The organism is Burkholderia sp. KL41 (assembly GCF_057005415.2).
In genome coordinates, this window is record NZ_CM174446.1 from 3,276,906 (window position 1) to 3,291,482 (window position 14,577).

Annotated in this window: 14 protein-coding genes; 6 read left to right on the forward strand and 8 right to left on the reverse strand. The window is 69.3% G+C overall.

Annotated features, from left to right (window positions below):
- Window positions 1-939: a MurR/RpiR family transcriptional regulator gene (locus PQB87_RS15410; RefSeq protein ID WP_060067149.1), complete on the reverse strand. Its 939-nt coding sequence runs from the start codon at window positions 937-939 to the stop codon at window positions 1-3.
- Window positions 940-1,058: 119 nt separating this feature from the next.
- On the opposite strand from PQB87_RS15410, the gene PQB87_RS15415 reads away from it, so the two are divergent.
- Entirely contained in the window at window positions 1,059-2,339 is a 1,281-nt protein-coding gene (locus PQB87_RS15415) for an amino acid deaminase (RefSeq protein ID WP_048023194.1), read from the forward strand.
- A 157-nt stretch (window positions 2,340-2,496) separates the two neighbouring features.
- Entirely contained in the window at window positions 2,497-3,078 is a 582-nt protein-coding gene (locus PQB87_RS15420) for a DJ-1/PfpI family protein (RefSeq protein WP_021161332.1), read from the forward strand.
- 81 nt (window positions 3,079-3,159) lie between these two features.
- Here PQB87_RS15420 and PQB87_RS15425 read toward each other — a convergent pair whose 3' ends face one another.
- On the reverse strand, window positions 3,160-3,606 hold the full coding sequence (locus tag PQB87_RS15425) for a MarR family winged helix-turn-helix transcriptional regulator (protein ID WP_021161333.1): 447 nt from the start codon (window positions 3,604-3,606) through the stop codon (window positions 3,160-3,162).
- A gap of 26 nt (window positions 3,607-3,632) precedes the next feature.
- Window positions 3,633-5,228, reverse strand: coding sequence for an MDR family MFS transporter (locus PQB87_RS15430; protein WP_021161334.1), 1,596 nt, complete (start codon window positions 5,226-5,228; stop codon window positions 3,633-3,635).
- A 107-nt stretch (window positions 5,229-5,335) separates the two neighbouring features.
- Between PQB87_RS15430 and PQB87_RS15435 the strand changes: the two genes are divergently transcribed.
- Window positions 5,336-6,178: an EcsC family protein gene (locus PQB87_RS15435; protein ID WP_060067143.1), complete on the forward strand. Its 843-nt coding sequence runs from the start codon at window positions 5,336-5,338 to the stop codon at window positions 6,176-6,178.
- On the opposite strand, the gene PQB87_RS15440 is transcribed toward PQB87_RS15435, so the two are convergent.
- The 5 genes from PQB87_RS15440 to PQB87_RS15460 form a co-directional block, all read right to left on the reverse strand.
- Complete coding sequence (locus PQB87_RS15440; RefSeq protein WP_174416051.1) at window positions 6,148-7,110, reverse strand: alpha/beta hydrolase; 963 nt, start codon at window positions 7,108-7,110, stop codon at window positions 6,148-6,150. The two genes, PQB87_RS15435 and PQB87_RS15440, sit on opposite strands and share 31 nt — an antisense overlap.
- A gap of 89 nt (window positions 7,111-7,199) precedes the next feature.
- Window positions 7,200-7,634 (reverse strand): CHRD domain-containing protein, encoded by a 435-nt coding sequence (locus PQB87_RS15445; protein WP_021161337.1) that lies wholly within the window; start codon window positions 7,632-7,634, stop codon window positions 7,200-7,202.
- A gap of 338 nt (window positions 7,635-7,972) precedes the next feature.
- On the reverse strand, window positions 7,973-8,746 hold the full coding sequence (locus tag PQB87_RS15450) for a class II aldolase/adducin family protein (protein ID WP_174416052.1): 774 nt from the start codon (window positions 8,744-8,746) through the stop codon (window positions 7,973-7,975).
- Window positions 8,747-8,893: 147 nt separating this feature from the next.
- Window positions 8,894-10,516 carry a phospholipase D family protein gene (locus tag PQB87_RS15455; protein ID WP_174416053.1) on the reverse strand — a complete coding sequence of 541 codons (1,623 nt, stop codon included), beginning with the start codon at window positions 10,514-10,516 and terminating at the stop codon, window positions 8,894-8,896.
- Between the two features lie 223 nt (window positions 10,517-10,739).
- A complete protein-coding gene (locus PQB87_RS15460; protein WP_027789137.1) occupies window positions 10,740-11,456 on the reverse strand; it encodes a FadR/GntR family transcriptional regulator in 717 nt (238 codons plus the stop codon).
- 134 nt (window positions 11,457-11,590) lie between these two features.
- On the opposite strand from PQB87_RS15460, the gene PQB87_RS15465 reads away from it, so the two are divergent.
- The 3 genes from PQB87_RS15465 to PQB87_RS15475 are packed head-to-tail and all read left to right on the forward strand — an operon-like array spanning window position 11,591 to window position 14,561.
- A complete protein-coding gene (locus PQB87_RS15465) occupies window positions 11,591-12,391 on the forward strand; it encodes a (Fe-S)-binding protein (RefSeq protein WP_174416054.1) in 801 nt (266 codons plus the stop codon).
- Entirely contained in the window at window positions 12,388-13,119 is a 732-nt protein-coding gene (locus PQB87_RS15470; protein ID WP_489242357.1) for a LutC/YkgG family protein, read from the forward strand. Before PQB87_RS15465 ends, PQB87_RS15470 begins: the two co-directional genes overlap by 4 nt.
- Window positions 13,116-14,561, forward strand: coding sequence for a LutB/LldF family L-lactate oxidation iron-sulfur protein (locus PQB87_RS15475; RefSeq protein WP_489242358.1), 1,446 nt, complete (start codon window positions 13,116-13,118; stop codon window positions 14,559-14,561). The genes PQB87_RS15470 and PQB87_RS15475 overlap by 4 nt, the downstream gene beginning before the upstream one ends.
- Window positions 14,562-14,577 lie beyond the last annotated feature (16 nt).

The window sequence follows — 14,577 nt, forward strand, 5'->3', positions numbered from 1 at the left end:
TCAGTCTCCTACCGGTTGACGGTCTCCGCCGCCGCGGTGCGCATCGAGCGCGTGCTTGATGCGACGCAGCGATTCCCGGCCCGCATCGCCGAGCCGCAACGCGACTCCGGTGACGAGCACGTCGATCGCCATCATCATCGCGTAACGCGATGTCGACGGCTTGTAAATGAAATCGGTTTCGAACGCGACGACCGGGATCAGGTGGTCGGCCAGCTTCGCGAGCGGCGAGGCCGGCGCGGTGATCGCGATCAGCTTCGCGCCGTAGCGCTTCGCGAGCCGGCAGCTCTCGAGCAGCTCGGGCACGCGCCCGCTCACCGACAGCGCGACGACGACGGTGTCGCGCGACAGCGTCGCGGCCACCATCCGCTGCAGCAGGCTGTCCTGGTAGCTCGCGACCGGCCGGCCGAAGCGCACGAGCCGGAAACGCAGCTCGTCGGCGAGCGCGGTCGAGCCGCCGCCCTGCCCGTACACATAGGTCATCTTCGCGCCGGCGAGCAGGTCGGCGGCTTCCTCGAACGACGTATTGCGCAGCAACTGGTGGTTGTGCGCGAGCGCCACGCGGATCTCGTCGTAGACCATCGACGCGGGGCTCGTATCGTCGGCCGGCGCGTCGTCGGACGGCACGAGGAAGCGCTGGCCGACCGCCGCCGCCTGCGCGACCAGCACCTTCAGTTCGCGCACGTCGCGGCAGCCGACGGCCTTCGCGAAACGCGTGACCGTCGCGACGCTGACCTCCGCGTCGCGCGCGAGCGCGCCGATGCTCGCATGTGCGGCGCGCGCGAGATCGGCGAGGATGAACGCGGCGACCTTGCGCTCGGCTTCGCGCAGCTCGGGCGCGCATTCGGCGATCCGCGCGACGATGTCGAGGACCGGCGGGGCGGCCGGTGCCGGATAGGGCTCGGCCGCGTGCGGAGCGGACGGATTGGCGGGCGTATTCATCTGCGGAAAAGGGTGCGAAGCTCGATGTTACTAAATAACATCACCGCGCAGATGCTACTTTCTGTACCATCTGCGTGTCAACTTCAGTGCAATGCATAGTGATGATGGAGCGGGATGACATGAAAGTTACAAACTATCAGGAAGCGACGATTGATCCGTTCGGCAAGGGCCTCGGCAATCTGCCGAGCGCGAGCGTGCCGCTCGGCGACGCGGGCCGCCTCGAGTGGAACCTGCTCGCGGAAGACGTCAGCCTGCCGGCCGCCGTGCTTTACGAGGATCGCATCGAACACAACCTGAACTGGATGCAGGCATTCGTCCAGAAGTACGGCGTCAAGTTTGCGCCGCACGGCAAGACGACGATGGCGCCGCAACTGTTCCGCCGCCAGCTCGACGCCGGCGCGTGGGGCATCACGCTCGCGACCGCGCACCAGACGCAGGCCGCGTATCACGGCGGCGTGCGGCGCGTGCTGCTCGCGAACCAGCTGGTCGGCCGCCAGAACATGACGATCATCGCGGGGCTGCTGTCCGATCCCGACTTCGAATTCTTCTGCCTCGTCGATTCCGCGGAGAGCGTCGACCAGCTCGGCCGCTTCTTCGGCGCGCTGAAGAAGCCGCTGAACGTGCTGCTCGAGCTCGGCGTACCGGGCGGCCGCGCGGGCGTGCGCGATGCCGCGCAGCGCGAGGCCGTGCTCGCCGCGATCGCGCGCTATCCGGACACGCTGAAGCTGGCCGGCATCGAACTCTACGAAGGCGTGCTGAAGGAGGAAGGCGAGATCCGCACGTTCCTGCAGGAAGCGGTCGCGCTCACGCGCGAACTGGCCGAGGCAGGCCGCTTCGCGCGTACGCCGGCGATCCTGTCCGGCGCCGGTTCGGCGTGGTACGACGTGGTCGCGGAAGAATTCGCGAAGGCGTCCGACGCGGGCTTCGCGGAAGTCGTGCTGCGTCCGGGCTGCTACCTGACGCACGATGTCGGCATCTACAAGAAGGCGCAGACCGACGTGTTCGCGCGCAACCCGATCGCACGCACGATGGGCGAAGGGCTGCTGCCCGCGCTGCAGTTGTGGGCCTACGTGCAGTCGGTGCCCGAGGCCGACCGTGCGATCGTCGCGCTCGGCAAGCGCGACGCGGCGTTCGACGCGGGGCTACCGGAGCCGGCGCGCCACTTCCGCCCGGGCCGGGACACCGCCCCGCGCGACGTCGCCGCCGCCGAAGGCTGGGCCGTCACCGGGATGATGGACCAGCACGCGTACCTGCAGATCCCGCCGGGCGCGGACGTGAAGGTCGGCGACATGGTCGCGTTCGACATCTCGCACCCGTGCCTGACGTTCGACAAGTGGCGCCAGGTGCTCGTGCTCGATCCGCAGTTCCGCGTGACGGAAGTCGTCGAAACCTTCTTCTGACGCACGTCGCGCGCCCCGCCCCGCCGCTCGCGCGGGGCGGCCGTCACGCGCGCTTCAAGCGGCCGGAGTACACTGCGCTTTCGTCCTCGGGGCCCCGGGCGGGCATGGCAATCGCCTGCCGCGGCGGGCCCTCAACGCAGCTCCACTGGAGAAAGCCATGGCCGCGAAGAAGATCCTGTTCCTGACCGGCGATTTCGCCGAAGACTACGAAACGATGGTGCCGTTCCAGGCGCTGCAGGCGGTCGGCCACCACGTCGATGCAGTCTGCCCGGGCAAACGCGCGGGCGACAAGATCAAGACCGCGATCCACGATTTCGAAGGCGACCAGACCTACACCGAGAAGCCCGGCCACCAGTTCACGCTGAACGCGGCATTCGACGACGTCGACGCCTCGCGCTACGACGCGCTCGCGATCGCGGGCGGCCGTGCCCCCGAATACCTGCGACTCGATCCGAAGGTGATCTCGCTCGTGCGCGAGTTCGCCGAAGCCGGCAAGCCGATCGCCGCGATCTGCCACGCGGCGCAACTGCTCGCGGCCGCCGACGTGATCCGCGGCAAGCGCATCTCGGCCTACCCGGCCTGCGCGCCCGAGGTGAAGCTCGCGGGCGGCGAATATGCGGACATTCCGGTCGACGCGGCCGTGACCGACGCGCCGTTCGTCACCGCGCCCGCGTGGCCCGCGCATCCGGCCTGGCTCGCGCAGTTCCTCGCGCTGCTGGGCACGCGCATCGAGCTTTGAACCCGCAGGGAATCGAAATGAGATGAAGTGCCGGGCCGGCGCGGCGTACTCACGCCGGCCTGCGCCGCCCTGCCCCGTGCTTCAACGCGCGGCCGGCGTCGAGCCGACGTCCGCGATCCGCGACTCCAGCATCGCCAGCGCGCCCGACAGCGCATTCAGCACGTCGTCCGGCAATTGCGCCATCGTCTGTTCGAGAAACGCCTTGCGGCGCGGCAGGCACGCGTCGAACGCGGCGCGGCCGGCGTCCGTCAGCGTCACGTTGGTCACGCGATTGTCGCGTGCGTCGGATTCGCGCTCGATCCAGCCGAGCGCGTCGAGCGACTTCAACTGGCGCGTGAGCGCGCCCGGATCGATGCGCAGCACTTCGACGAGCTTCTTCTGCGACGAATGCCCGCCCATCGTGTGCAACGCGACCATGATGCGCCAGCGCGGCATCGGTTGCCCGACGTGCGTCTCGAATGCGGTCATGAACGCGCGATACGTCCGTCCGAATTGCTGCAAGATCGCGACGCGGTCCTGTTCTTCCATGCGCTCAGTTCTACTCGTTCAATCGTTCAATCGGCCGCGACATGCGGTTCGATCTTGCGCCGCAGCGCGATCGGCGGCACGCGGCGGCACTGCCACACCGACACCACGGCGACGACGGCCGCCATCGCGACGCCCACGTGAATCGCGCCGACGAGCGATTCGCGGGCCGCTTCCAGCAGCAGCGCGCCATTATGCCCGGCACGGGTCAGCTCCGCGACAAGGCCGCCCTGCGCGGCGCGATCGATCAGGATCTGCGGATCGGCGAGCTGCGCGTGCCACTGCATCGCGTGATCGGCCGACAGCGCATCGCGCACGCCGCCCGAGTACATCTGGTTGACAAGCGTGCCGGTCAGCGCGGTGCCGATCATCCCGCCGACCATCCGCAGCGACTGCAGCAGCGCCGTGGCGATGCCGAGGTGCTCGCGGCCGGCCGTCTGCTGCGCGAATACGGTGAGGTTCGGCAGCACGAAGCCGAGCCCGATGCCGCCCGCGACCATCAGCGCCATCAGCAGCCATTTCGGCGTCGTGTGGGTCGACACGACGACGCCCGCGCAGGTGATCGCGAACAGTACGAAGCCGACGTGCAGCATCGCATTCGGATTGCGGATGCGCGTGACGACACGGCCGTTCATGATGCTGCCGATCGTGATGAACACGACGAGCGGCGTGATCACGAGCCCCGCCTCCTTCGGCGACATCCCGAAGCCGCCCTGGAACAGCAGCGGTGCGTAGAACAGCAGCGAGAACATCGAGAAGCCGGCGAGGATCGCCAGCACGAAGAGCGCCGACAGCGCGCGGTTGCCGAACATGTCGAACGGCAAGATCGGCTGCGCGCAGCGCTTCTCCCAGTGCCACAGGCCGAAACCGGCCGCGACCGCGACGACGAGCAACAGCGACGCCCAGCTCGCGACGCCGTACTTCGGCAGCCATTCGACGAACAGCTGCAGCGCGCCGAGCGACAGCGCGATCAGCAGCGCGCCCGGCCAGTCGAGCCGCATCTTGCGATCGTGCTCGACATGGCGCAGGTGCGGCAGGTAACGCCACACGAACAGCAGCGACAGCAGGCCGATCGGCAGGTTCACGTAGAACACCGAGCGCCAGCCGAACGACTGGGTCAGCACGCCGCCGAGCGACGGGCCGACCGCGTTCGCGATGCCGAACGCGGAGCTCATCAGCACCTGCCAGCGCAAGCGCACGACGGAATCGGGGAACAGGTCGGGAATGCACGCGAACGCGGTGCCGACCAGCATCCCGCCGCCGATCCCCTGCAGCCCGCGCGCGAGCACGAGCATCAGCATGTCGTTCGCCATCCCGCACAGCACGGACGCGCCGGTGAACACGACGATCGACACGATGACGAACGGCTTGCGCCCGTAATAGTCGCCGAGCCGGCCGAAGATCGGCACCGTGATCACGGAACTGAGCAGGTACGAGGTCGCGACCCACGCGTACAGGTCGAACCCCCGAAGCTCGGCGACGATGGTCGGCAACGCGGTGCCGACGACGGTCTGGTCGAGCGCGACGAGCATGGTGACGAACGAGATTCCGATCATCGCCAGCAGCGATTCGCGGAACGGCAGGACTTGCCCGCTCGAATGGTGGGCGGCTGTATGGACGGCCATTTTTTGTTGGCGCAACTTTTGACGAGTCAAACAATCTCGAAATTCTAGCATGCGGGAGTAATCTAGGCTGGCGACGGTCAAACCGTTCCAGACCGCCAAGGAGAAAGATGGAACCGATTTCAATCCCCCCCGCCACCACGCTGTCGCAGGACGATCGGGACGCGCTGTGGCGCGCGAAGCAGGTGCTGGAAAGTCCGTCGCTGACGATGAAGCTGACGGGCATGCTGGGCGCACCGGTCGAGAAAATGATCGCCCGGCTGCCGGATTTCGCGACCGGCAAGATCAACGACGCGACGCAGCTCGCGCTGCGCAAGTGCCTGAACATCGCGCTGCGAACGCTCGGCAAGCCGCCCGCGCCGGACGCCGAACCCGACAAGCCGAGCAACCTGCTGCACAAGCTCGCGGTCGCGACGACCGGCGCGGCGGGCGGCGCGTTCGGCTTTCTCGCGCTGCCGGTCGAGCTGCCGGTGACGACGACGCTGATCTTCCGCTCCGTGTGCGACATCGCGCGCAGCGAGGGTGAAGACCTGGGCTCGGTCGATACGCAGCTGCAATGCCTGGCCGTGCTCGGCATGGGCGGCAACCCGGACAAGCAGGAAGAGGACGCCGATCTCGGTTATTTCGTGCTGCGCGGCGCGCTCGCGCAGGCGATCTCGAAGGCCTCGTCCGACATCACGACGAAGGGCATCGCCGCGCACAGCTCGGCGGCCGTGTTCAAGCTCGTGCAGACGGTGGCGTCGCGCTTCTCGGTGCAGGTGACCGAGCAGATGGCCGCGAAGTCGATTCCGGCGATCGGCGCCGTGCTCGGCGCGACCGTCAATACGCTGTTCATCGACCACTTCCAGCAGATGGCGCACGGCCACTTCACCGTCCGCCGGCTCGAGCGCAAGTACGGCTCGGCGGCCGTCAAGGCCGCCTATCAGGCAATCGACGTCTCGCCGGCCCGCTGAACCGCGCGCTCGACCGCGACGCGGCGCAGGAACGCGGCCGCGCGGTCGAGCGCGTCGCGTGCTTCCGGCACCATCGGTGCGTACAGCTGCCACACGTGCGGCATGTCCGGCCACACCTCGATCTCCACCGCCACCCCAGCGGCCTTCGCTTTCTCGGCGACGCGGCGCGAATCGTCGAGCAGCACCTCGGTGCTGCCGACCTGGATATACAGCGGCGGCAGGCCCGCGAAATCCGCATAGAGCGGCGACGCGTACGGATTCGTCCCCGGCTCGTCGCCGAGGTACAGCTTCGCGGCCTTCGGCAGCGCCGCGCCCGCGAACATCGGATCGGCGCCGTCGTTCGTGCGCAGCGTGGCGCCGGTGGCGGCCAGGTCGGTCCATGGCGAGAACAGGATCGCGCCGGCCGGCAGCGGCTCGCCGCGATCGCGCAGCGCGACGAGCGTCGCGAGCGCGAGGCCGCCGCCCGCCGAATCGCCGCCGAACACGATCGACTCGGGCGGCGTGCCGAGCGCCAGCAGCTGCCGGTACGCGGCCAGCGCGTCGTCGAGCGCGGCCGGGAAACGGTTTTCGGGCGCAAGCCGGTAGTCGAGCGAGAACGAGCGCACGCCCGCGCGCTTCGTCAGGCCGAACACCAGCGGCCGATGGGTCTTCGTCGAACAGAAGTAATAGCCGCCGCCATGGAAGTACAGCAGCGTGCGGCCCGGCCCGCGCCCCGCGCCCGCGTCGGTGCGCTCGAGCCATTCGCCGCGCAGCGGCGCGTCGCCCGCGCCGTAGCGCTGGCGCAACCGGTAGCCCGACGGCGCGCGGCGCGGCACCATCATCCGCAGGTCGGTAAAGCGCCGTGCGCGGGCGGGATCGAGCACCTCGCGCGTAGTCTCGGGACGGAACTGCCAGCGCAGCAGCCAGCAGGCGAACTTGCTTTGCCAACTCATCGGACGCACTCCGTATTCGCAGTGTGACGATGGTACGTGCGATCGTTCCCGCACCGCTCGACAGGTGCCTCCATATCAAACGCCGGCGCTCAGTTCGCCGGCATCACCTGGCCGCGGATCTCGCCGGCCGGGTGCTCCTTCGTATGGACGTTGAAATACCACTTGCCGCCCATCAGGTCGGTGACCTGCGCGTCGGTGAGTGCCTTCGAACCCTTGATCGGGCTCGCCAGCTCGTCCTTTGGAATCGGCACCTGCACGCCCGCGTTCTGGCCGACCGGCGCGGGCCCGTGGAAATGCGCGGCGGTGGCCGGGCCGGTGAGGTGTTCGTAACGGACCGTCCACTGCAGCATGTGCGTTGCCGTGTCGTAGGTGGCCTCGACGTCGCCCGAGCCCTTGGTCGCCGTCGGCGGCACCTCGCTCGACGGCTGGAGATTGGCGGACAGGCGCACCGTTTCGGCGGCGGCGGTGCCGGCGGCCAGCACACCCGCGAGTAACGCGACCTGGAGCAAACGCAGCTTGAGCATGGGCTCTCCTTGTACGACGTTGTACGCCGACCGAACGGCGGCGCCACACATGATGGTAGTCGATCGCCGCCGATCCGGGAGCCCGTCGAACGGCCATGCCGCAAAACGCCGCAGCGCGCTCGGCAGGCCAGTCTGCCTCAGGCTGGAATGGACCTTTGCAGCCTGATGGCTGAATCCGCGTGCGGCCTTTCGCTACACTTCATCTCACAGTTGCTTGTTTCCTTCGTCCGAAGGAGTCTGCGAGTATTCACGCGGCCACCCGGCCGCGTTTTTTTTGCACGCCGCCAGATTCGGGTCCTGCCGCATCGAGCACGACGCAGCGATCACGCCGCCCCGCGTCACGCCCGATAGCCGGGATCGATGCGATCGACGATACGCTGCAGCGCGTCGAACGCATCCTGCCCCGCGCCATGCTTCGGATCGAAATTCAGCGAATCGCGCACGCACCCTTCGAGCACGGGCGGCGCGATCGGCAGTGCGTCGCCGATCGCATGCGTGGCGACCTGCACCTCGCACGCGCGATTGAGCAGCCACATCAGCGAGAACGTCTGCGCGAGCGTCGCGCCGATCGTCACGGGCCCATGGTTGCGCAGCAGCAGCACAGGCCGCCCGCCCGCGCTCTCGACGATGCGCCGCCCCTCTTCGAGATGCACGGTGATGCCCTCGAAGTCGTGATACGCGATCTTCCCGTACAGCTGCGCCGAATAGAAATTCGAGAACGACAGCCCGTCGCGCGAACAGCACACGGCCATCGTCGGCGTCGTGTGCACGTGCATCACGCAGTGCGCATCGGGCAGCGCCGCATGGATCGCACTGTGGAACGTGAAGCCGGCCGGATTGATCGGCCAGTCGGAATGACCGATCACGTTGCCGTCGATGTCGATCTTCACGAGGTTCGACGCGCACACCTCGCGGTAATGGAGTCCGAACGGGTTGATCAGGAAGTGCTCGTCCTCGCCCGGCACGCGCAGCGAGATATGGTTGTAGATCAGCTCGGTCCAGCCGAGATGGTCGAAGATGCGGTAAGCCGCCGCGAGCTGCACGCGCGCCTGCCATTCGGCCTCGGAGAAACGGGCGGGACGCGTGAACGGCTGGTTCGGGACACGTTGCATGGGGAACTCCGGTTGCGGATGTGCGCGGCACGCGTGGCACGGGCCGCCCGGCGGCGCCGTCCTGCGCGCCACACTCGTTGCGCGCACAACCATATCACCTTTGCCCGCGCACCGGAAACGCGGGTTTAGCCGGAGCGCTTCCGGCCCCTAAAGCTGGTCGTCGACCGGCAGCAGCATGAAGACGCCGGTCATCAGGTTGCGCAGCAGCCCTGCGTGCGGATCGACGTGATAGACGGCCGGCTTGCCGTCGTCCGTGCCCGTCCATTCGAGTTCGGGCGTGCCGCCGCCCGCCGGCGTCACGAGGCTCACGCGGTAGCTTTCGTCCGGCTGCGTCGCGCGCGCGAAGATCTGCGCGACCTGCTCGGCGAGCGTCGGGCTATGGATCACCAGCGCCAGTTCGGTGTTCAGGTGCGCGGAACGCGGATCGAGGTTCATCGAGCCGATCACGAGGATCTTCCGGTCGATCACGTACGCCTTCGCGTGCAGGCTCGCGCGCGAACGCGACCCGAACAGGCGCGGACGCTGGCGACCCGGCTGCGCCTTGAACTCGTACAGCTCGACGCCGTGCTGCAGCAGCGGCACGCGGTACGGCCCGTAGCCGGCCTGCACGGCGACCGCGTCGGTCGCCGCGAGCGAATTGGTCAGGATCGCGACACGCACGCCGCGCGCGGTCGTGTCGCCGAGGATCTTCACGCCCGCGTCGTGCGGCACGAAATACGGCGAGAACGCGAGGAATTCCCGCTGCGCGCCGCGCGTGAGTTCGACGAGGCGCTGCATCGGCGGGCTCACGTACGCGTCGGTCGGCTTCGCGACCTTGTCGGGCGCATCGGCCGTGAACTCGGCCGGCGCCCACACGAGCCCGAGCTCGTCGCGCGCGATCTGCCGCGCGAGCGGCGTCGCGTTCAGCGGCTTCGCGTTGTACGGATCGGCATTCTTGCGCCAGTGGTCGCGCAGCTCGTCGCGCATCGCGTCGAGATCCTTCGTATCGAACGACTGATGATTCAGCACGCGCAGCGGATAGCTGCTCGCGCTCGACCAGTAGGTGTCGAAGCTCGCCGAGATGTCGTTCGTCACGGGGCCCGCGGCGAGCACGTCGAGATCGCGGAACTGCAGCGTCGGGCTCGCGCTGAAGTATTCGTCGCCGAGGTTGCGGCCGCCGACGATCGCAATCTGGTTGTCCGCGATCATCGCCTTGTTGTGCATCCGCCGCGTGAAGCTGTCGATGCGCGTGAAGAAGTTGGCCGTGCGCTCGACCATCCCCTGCGATGCGCCGAACGGGTTGAACACGCGGATCTCGACGTTCGGGTGCGTGTTCAGCGCGGCCATCACGCGATCGATGTCGCGGAAATTCAGGTCGTCGACCAGCATCCGCACGCGCACGCCTCGATCGGCCGCGTAGAGCGCCGCGGCGAGCAGCAGCTTGCCGGTCGTGTCCTCGGTCGCGATGTAGTACTGCATGTCGAGCGTCTTCGTCGCGGCCCGCGCGAGCGCGATGCGCATCTGCAACGCCTGCGCGCCGTCGGCCAGCAGCCGGAAACCCGACTGGCCCGGATGCGCGGCCTCGGGCGCGGCCAGCGCATCGCGCAACGGCGTCGCGGTATCGGGCGGCAACGCATGGGAGACCGGGCGATCGAGCGTGGTGGCGGGCGGATGCGTCGCGCACGCGGCGACGAGCGACAAGAGTACGCCGGCGGCCAGCGCGCGGGCCGGGCGGCATGCGGCGCGCCACGACAGCGCGGCCGGTGCGCGCCGGATCAGAGACGTGAACACGAAGACTTCCTCGACTGGCGGAACACAGGGCCCGCATGCGCCGCGGCGCGCGGCTGGCGCGCGGTTCCGGCCGATTCTAGTAGGCGCCCGATGAACCGGTCAATCGCGCGGGCGGCACCGACGGCCTCGAACCGCAGGCGTGCGCGCGCGTGCCGGGCATCGAGACCCGCCGCACCGGAGGTGCCCGCCGGGCGGGCCTCGCACCGAAGTAGTCCGACCAATCTCAGGCCTCGTCGCCGCTGCGCTCGAAATGGCTGCGCACGTAGTCGATATGGGTCTGCATCGCGGTGCGCGCCTCTTCGGGCCGTTGCGCGCAGATCGCATCGCACACGACGCGGTGCTGCAGCAGCAGGAGTTCGGACGCGTGCTCGTCGTGCGTCGTCATGCCCGCCACGTTGATCGAGATGTGCTCGCGCAGCATCCCGATCACGCTCGTATGCAGGTGCAGGAACATCGTGTTGTGCGACGCGAGCGCGATTGCCTCGTGCAGCTTCGCGTCGGTCGCGGCTTCGACGGCCGCCGCGCCGTTCGCGTGCGCGGTTTCGAGCTCGCGCAGCAGCGCACGGATCCGGCGCCGGTCGTGCGCGTCGGCGCGCAGCGCGGCGAAATACGCGGTCGCGCCTTCGAGCACGCGCCGGAATTCGAGGATGTCGTCGCGCAGCGCGGGGTGATCGGCGACCAGCTGCCCCCACGGCGACGCGATGCCGGCGCGCAACTGGTCCGTCACGTAGACGCCCGCGCCGCGCCGGCTCTGCAGCAGCCCGCGCGCGACGAGCCGCTGGGTCGCCTCGCGCACCGTATTGCGCGCAACCCCGTACTGCTGCGCGAGCACGCGCTCGGCCGGCAGGCGTGCACCGGCCGGCCACGTGCCGTCGAGCAGTGCCGTCTCGATCTTGCGCATCACTCCTTCGGTCCGGCCCCGTGCCGTCATCGCTGCCATCGTCGCGTCTCCCCGCTCAATGCGTGCCGCGCCGATTGGCCCAACCAATTTGAGCCGCAGCGCCGTCGCGGGAATTATGCAGCGAAATCGTCGTCCCGCATCCGCATGCCGGGCCGTCGCCACTGGAGCGAGACATGAACGAAAGGCAATACCCCGCCGCCGCCCCCGCGCACGTCTATCTGTTCGCGACCTGCCTGGTCGACCTGTTCGTCCCCGAAGCCGGGCTCGACGCGGTCCGCCTGCTGGAACGCGAAGGCCTGACCGTCCACTATCCGCGCGGCCAGAGCTGCTGCGGGCAGCCGGCCTACAGCAGCGGCAATCCCGACGAAGCGCGCCGCGTCGCGGCCGCGCAGCTCGACCTGTTCGCGCAACCGTGGCCCGTGATCGTGCCCTCCGGCTCGTGCGCGGGGATGATCCGCCACCATTGGCCGGCGCTATTCGCCGACGATCCCGTGCACGGCCCGCAAGCCCGCGCGATCGCGGAGCGGACCTATGAACTCGCCGAATTCCTCGTCCACGTGCTCGACGTGCGGCTCGACGCGGCGACGGCCGGCGCCGGGCCCGACGAACGCGTCGTGCTGCACACGTCATGCGCGGCGCGCCGCGAGATGGGCACGCGTGGGCACGGCGTCGCGCTCGTCGATGCGCTGCCGGGCGTGACACGGATCGAACACGAACGCGAATCCGAATGCTGCGGCTTCGGCGGCACGTTCTCGCTGAAGCATCCCGACATCTCCGGCGCGATGGTGCGCGACAAGGTCGCGTCGGCCTGCGCGACGGGCTGCGACCGGCTCGTGTCCGCCGACTGCGGCTGCCTGCTGAACATCGGCCACGCGGCGGCCAAGGCCGGCGCGCCGCTGCAGGTCGAACACCTCGCCAGCTTCCTGTGGCGGCGCACCGCGAGCGCCGCGTCGCTGCGCGGAGACCAGCCATGAGCGCGCGCGACGCGATCCTCGCGCGGCTGCGCGCCGCCGCGCCGGGCGTCGCCGCAACGTCCGGCCGCGCGCTCGACGCACGCATCGACACGCATTACGACACGCGCCGCTCGCAGGCCGAGACCGCACACGATCCGCACACGCTCGCCCACACGATGCAGGCCGCGCTCACCGCGTCGCACGCGGACGTCTGGTGCGCGACCGGCGACGCATGGCCCGCGCAGCTCGCCGCGCGGCTCGCCGAAGCCGGCGTGCGCCGGCTGCTGCTCGATCCGGCCCGCGCCGAATCCGCTGCACTCGCCCGCGCGCTGCCCGACACGGTTGCGCCTGTGCCGTTCGACCGGCCGATCGACGCGTGGAAGGCCGAGCTGTTCGACACGATCGACGCGGGCTTCACCGTCGCGCGTTCGGGCATCGCCGCCACCGGCACCGTCGTGCTCGCCCCCGATGCCGGCACGCCGCGCACGGTGTCGCTGGTGCCGCCGCTGCATGTCGCGCTCGTCCATGCGAGCACGCTGCATTCCGACCTGCACGCGGCCGTCCACGCGGAGCGCTGGCACGCCGGCATGCCGACCAACCTGGTGCTGGTGTCGGGCCCGTCGAAGACGTCCGACATCCAGCAGACGCTCGCCTATGGCGCACACGGCCCGCGCCGCCTGTGGGTCGTGATCGTCACCGATTCCGCCGCCCGGCCGGCTGCAACCGCCCGCGAGGACCTCCCACAATGAGCGACCACACGCTGCAATTCGTCGCCCCCGGCGACTTCAAGGCCCGCGCGCGCGCCGCGCTCGACGATCCCGCATTGCGCCGGAGCTTTCGCGGCGCGATGGACTTCCTGCAGGGCAAGCGCGCGACGCAGTTCCCCGACGACGCCGAGCTGCAGCAGCTGCGCGACCTCGGCGAAGCGGTGCGGCAACACGCGCTCGCGCAGTTGCCCGCGCTGCTCGAACGGCTGGAGACGAAGCTCACCGAGGCCGGCGTGCACGTGCACTGGGCCGAGACGGCCGCCGACGCGAACGCGATCGTGCTCGACATCGCACAGGCGAAGAAGGCGCGCCGCGTGATCAAGGGCAAGTCGATGGCGAGCGAGGAAATCGAGCTGAACCATTACCTCGCGGAGCACGGCGTCGACTGCATCGAATCCGACATGGGCGAGTTCATCGTGCAGCTCGCGGGCGAGAAGCCGTCGCATATCGTGATGCCGGCGGTCCACAAGACGCGCGGCGAGATCGCCGAACTGTTCGAGGAGCACATCCCCGGCACGCGCTACACGGAAGACGTCGACGAACTGATCCAGACCGGCCGGCGCGCCCTGCGGCGCGCGTTCGCCGATGCAGACATCGGCCTGTCCGGCGTGAACTTCGCGGCGGCCGACACGGGCACGCTGTGGCTCGTCGAGAACGAAGGCAACGGCCGCCTGTCGACGACGGTGCCCGACACGCACGTCGCGATCATGGGGATCGAGAAGGTCGTCGAGAAACTCGAGCACATCGTGCCGCTGTCGAGCCTGCTCACGCGCTCGGCCACCGGCCAGGCGATCACGACCTACTTCAACCTGATCTCGGGCCCGCGCCGCGACGGCGAACGCGACGGCCCGCGCGAGCTGCATCTCGTGCTGCTCGACAACGGCCGCACGCAGGCCTATGCGGACGAACAGCTGCGCGCGACGCTGCAGTGCATCCGCTGCGGCGCGTGCATGAACCACTGCCCCGTCTACACGCGCATCGGCGGCCACGCGTACGGCACGACCTATCCGGGCCCGATCGGCAAGATCATCTCGCCGCACCTGCTCGGCCTCGACGCGACGGCCGACCTGCCGACCGCGTCGACGCTGTGCGGTGCATGCGGCGAGGTGTGCCCGGTGCGGATCCCGATCCCGCAACTGCTCGTGCGGCTGCGTACCGAGGCGAACCGCAAGCCCGACGAACCCGTCGCGCATCCGCTGCGCGGCCAGGGCGCGAACTACACCCGCGCGGAAGACCTCGTGTGGCGCTTCTGGTCGGGCGCGTTCGCGCATCCGCGCGCGTACCGCGCGTTCCGCTGGACCGCGACGCGCCTGCGTGCGCTGACACCCGCGAAACAGATGGGCTGGACGCAGCACCGCACGCCGCTCGAACCGGCACCGCGCAGCCTGTCCGACCTGCTGCGCGCACGCGGCCAGCCCGAGTAGCCCCCGCTTTACCCAC

What these genes read in the sequence shown, in the direction of transcription:
- PQB87_RS15445 (WP_021161337.1), bottom strand. Translation starts at nt 7,634, where the DNA reads ATGCTCAAGCTGCGTTTGCTCCAGGTCGCGTTACTCGCGGGTGTGCTG.
- PQB87_RS15465 (WP_174416054.1), top strand. Translation starts at nt 11,591, where the DNA reads ATGAACGAAAGGCAATACCCCGCCGCCGCCCCCGCGCACGTCTATCTG.
- PQB87_RS15460 (WP_027789137.1), bottom strand. Translation starts at nt 11,456, where the DNA reads ATGGCAGCGATGACGGCACGGGGCCGGACCGAAGGAGTGATGCGCAAG.
- PQB87_RS15420 (WP_021161332.1), top strand. Translation starts at nt 2,497, where the DNA reads ATGGCCGCGAAGAAGATCCTGTTCCTGACCGGCGATTTCGCCGAAGAC.
- PQB87_RS15410 (WP_060067149.1), bottom strand. Translation starts at nt 939, where the DNA reads ATGAATACGCCCGCCAATCCGTCCGCTCCGCACGCGGCCGAGCCCTAT.
- PQB87_RS15475 (WP_489242358.1), top strand. Translation starts at nt 13,116, where the DNA reads ATGAGCGACCACACGCTGCAATTCGTCGCCCCCGGCGACTTCAAGGCC.
- PQB87_RS15430 (WP_021161334.1), bottom strand. Translation starts at nt 5,228, where the DNA reads ATGGCCGTCCATACAGCCGCCCACCATTCGAGCGGGCAAGTCCTGCCG.
- PQB87_RS15425 (WP_021161333.1), bottom strand. Translation starts at nt 3,606, where the DNA reads ATGGAAGAACAGGACCGCGTCGCGATCTTGCAGCAATTCGGACGGACG.
- PQB87_RS15470 (WP_489242357.1), top strand. Translation starts at nt 12,388, where the DNA reads ATGAGCGCGCGCGACGCGATCCTCGCGCGGCTGCGCGCCGCCGCGCCG.
- PQB87_RS15415 (WP_048023194.1), top strand. Translation starts at nt 1,059, where the DNA reads ATGAAAGTTACAAACTATCAGGAAGCGACGATTGATCCGTTCGGCAAG.
- PQB87_RS15450 (WP_174416052.1), bottom strand. Translation starts at nt 8,746, where the DNA reads ATGCAACGTGTCCCGAACCAGCCGTTCACGCGTCCCGCCCGTTTCTCC.
- PQB87_RS15435 (WP_060067143.1), top strand. Translation starts at nt 5,336, where the DNA reads ATGGAACCGATTTCAATCCCCCCCGCCACCACGCTGTCGCAGGACGAT.
- PQB87_RS15440 (WP_174416051.1), bottom strand. Translation starts at nt 7,110, where the DNA reads ATGAGTTGGCAAAGCAAGTTCGCCTGCTGGCTGCTGCGCTGGCAGTTC.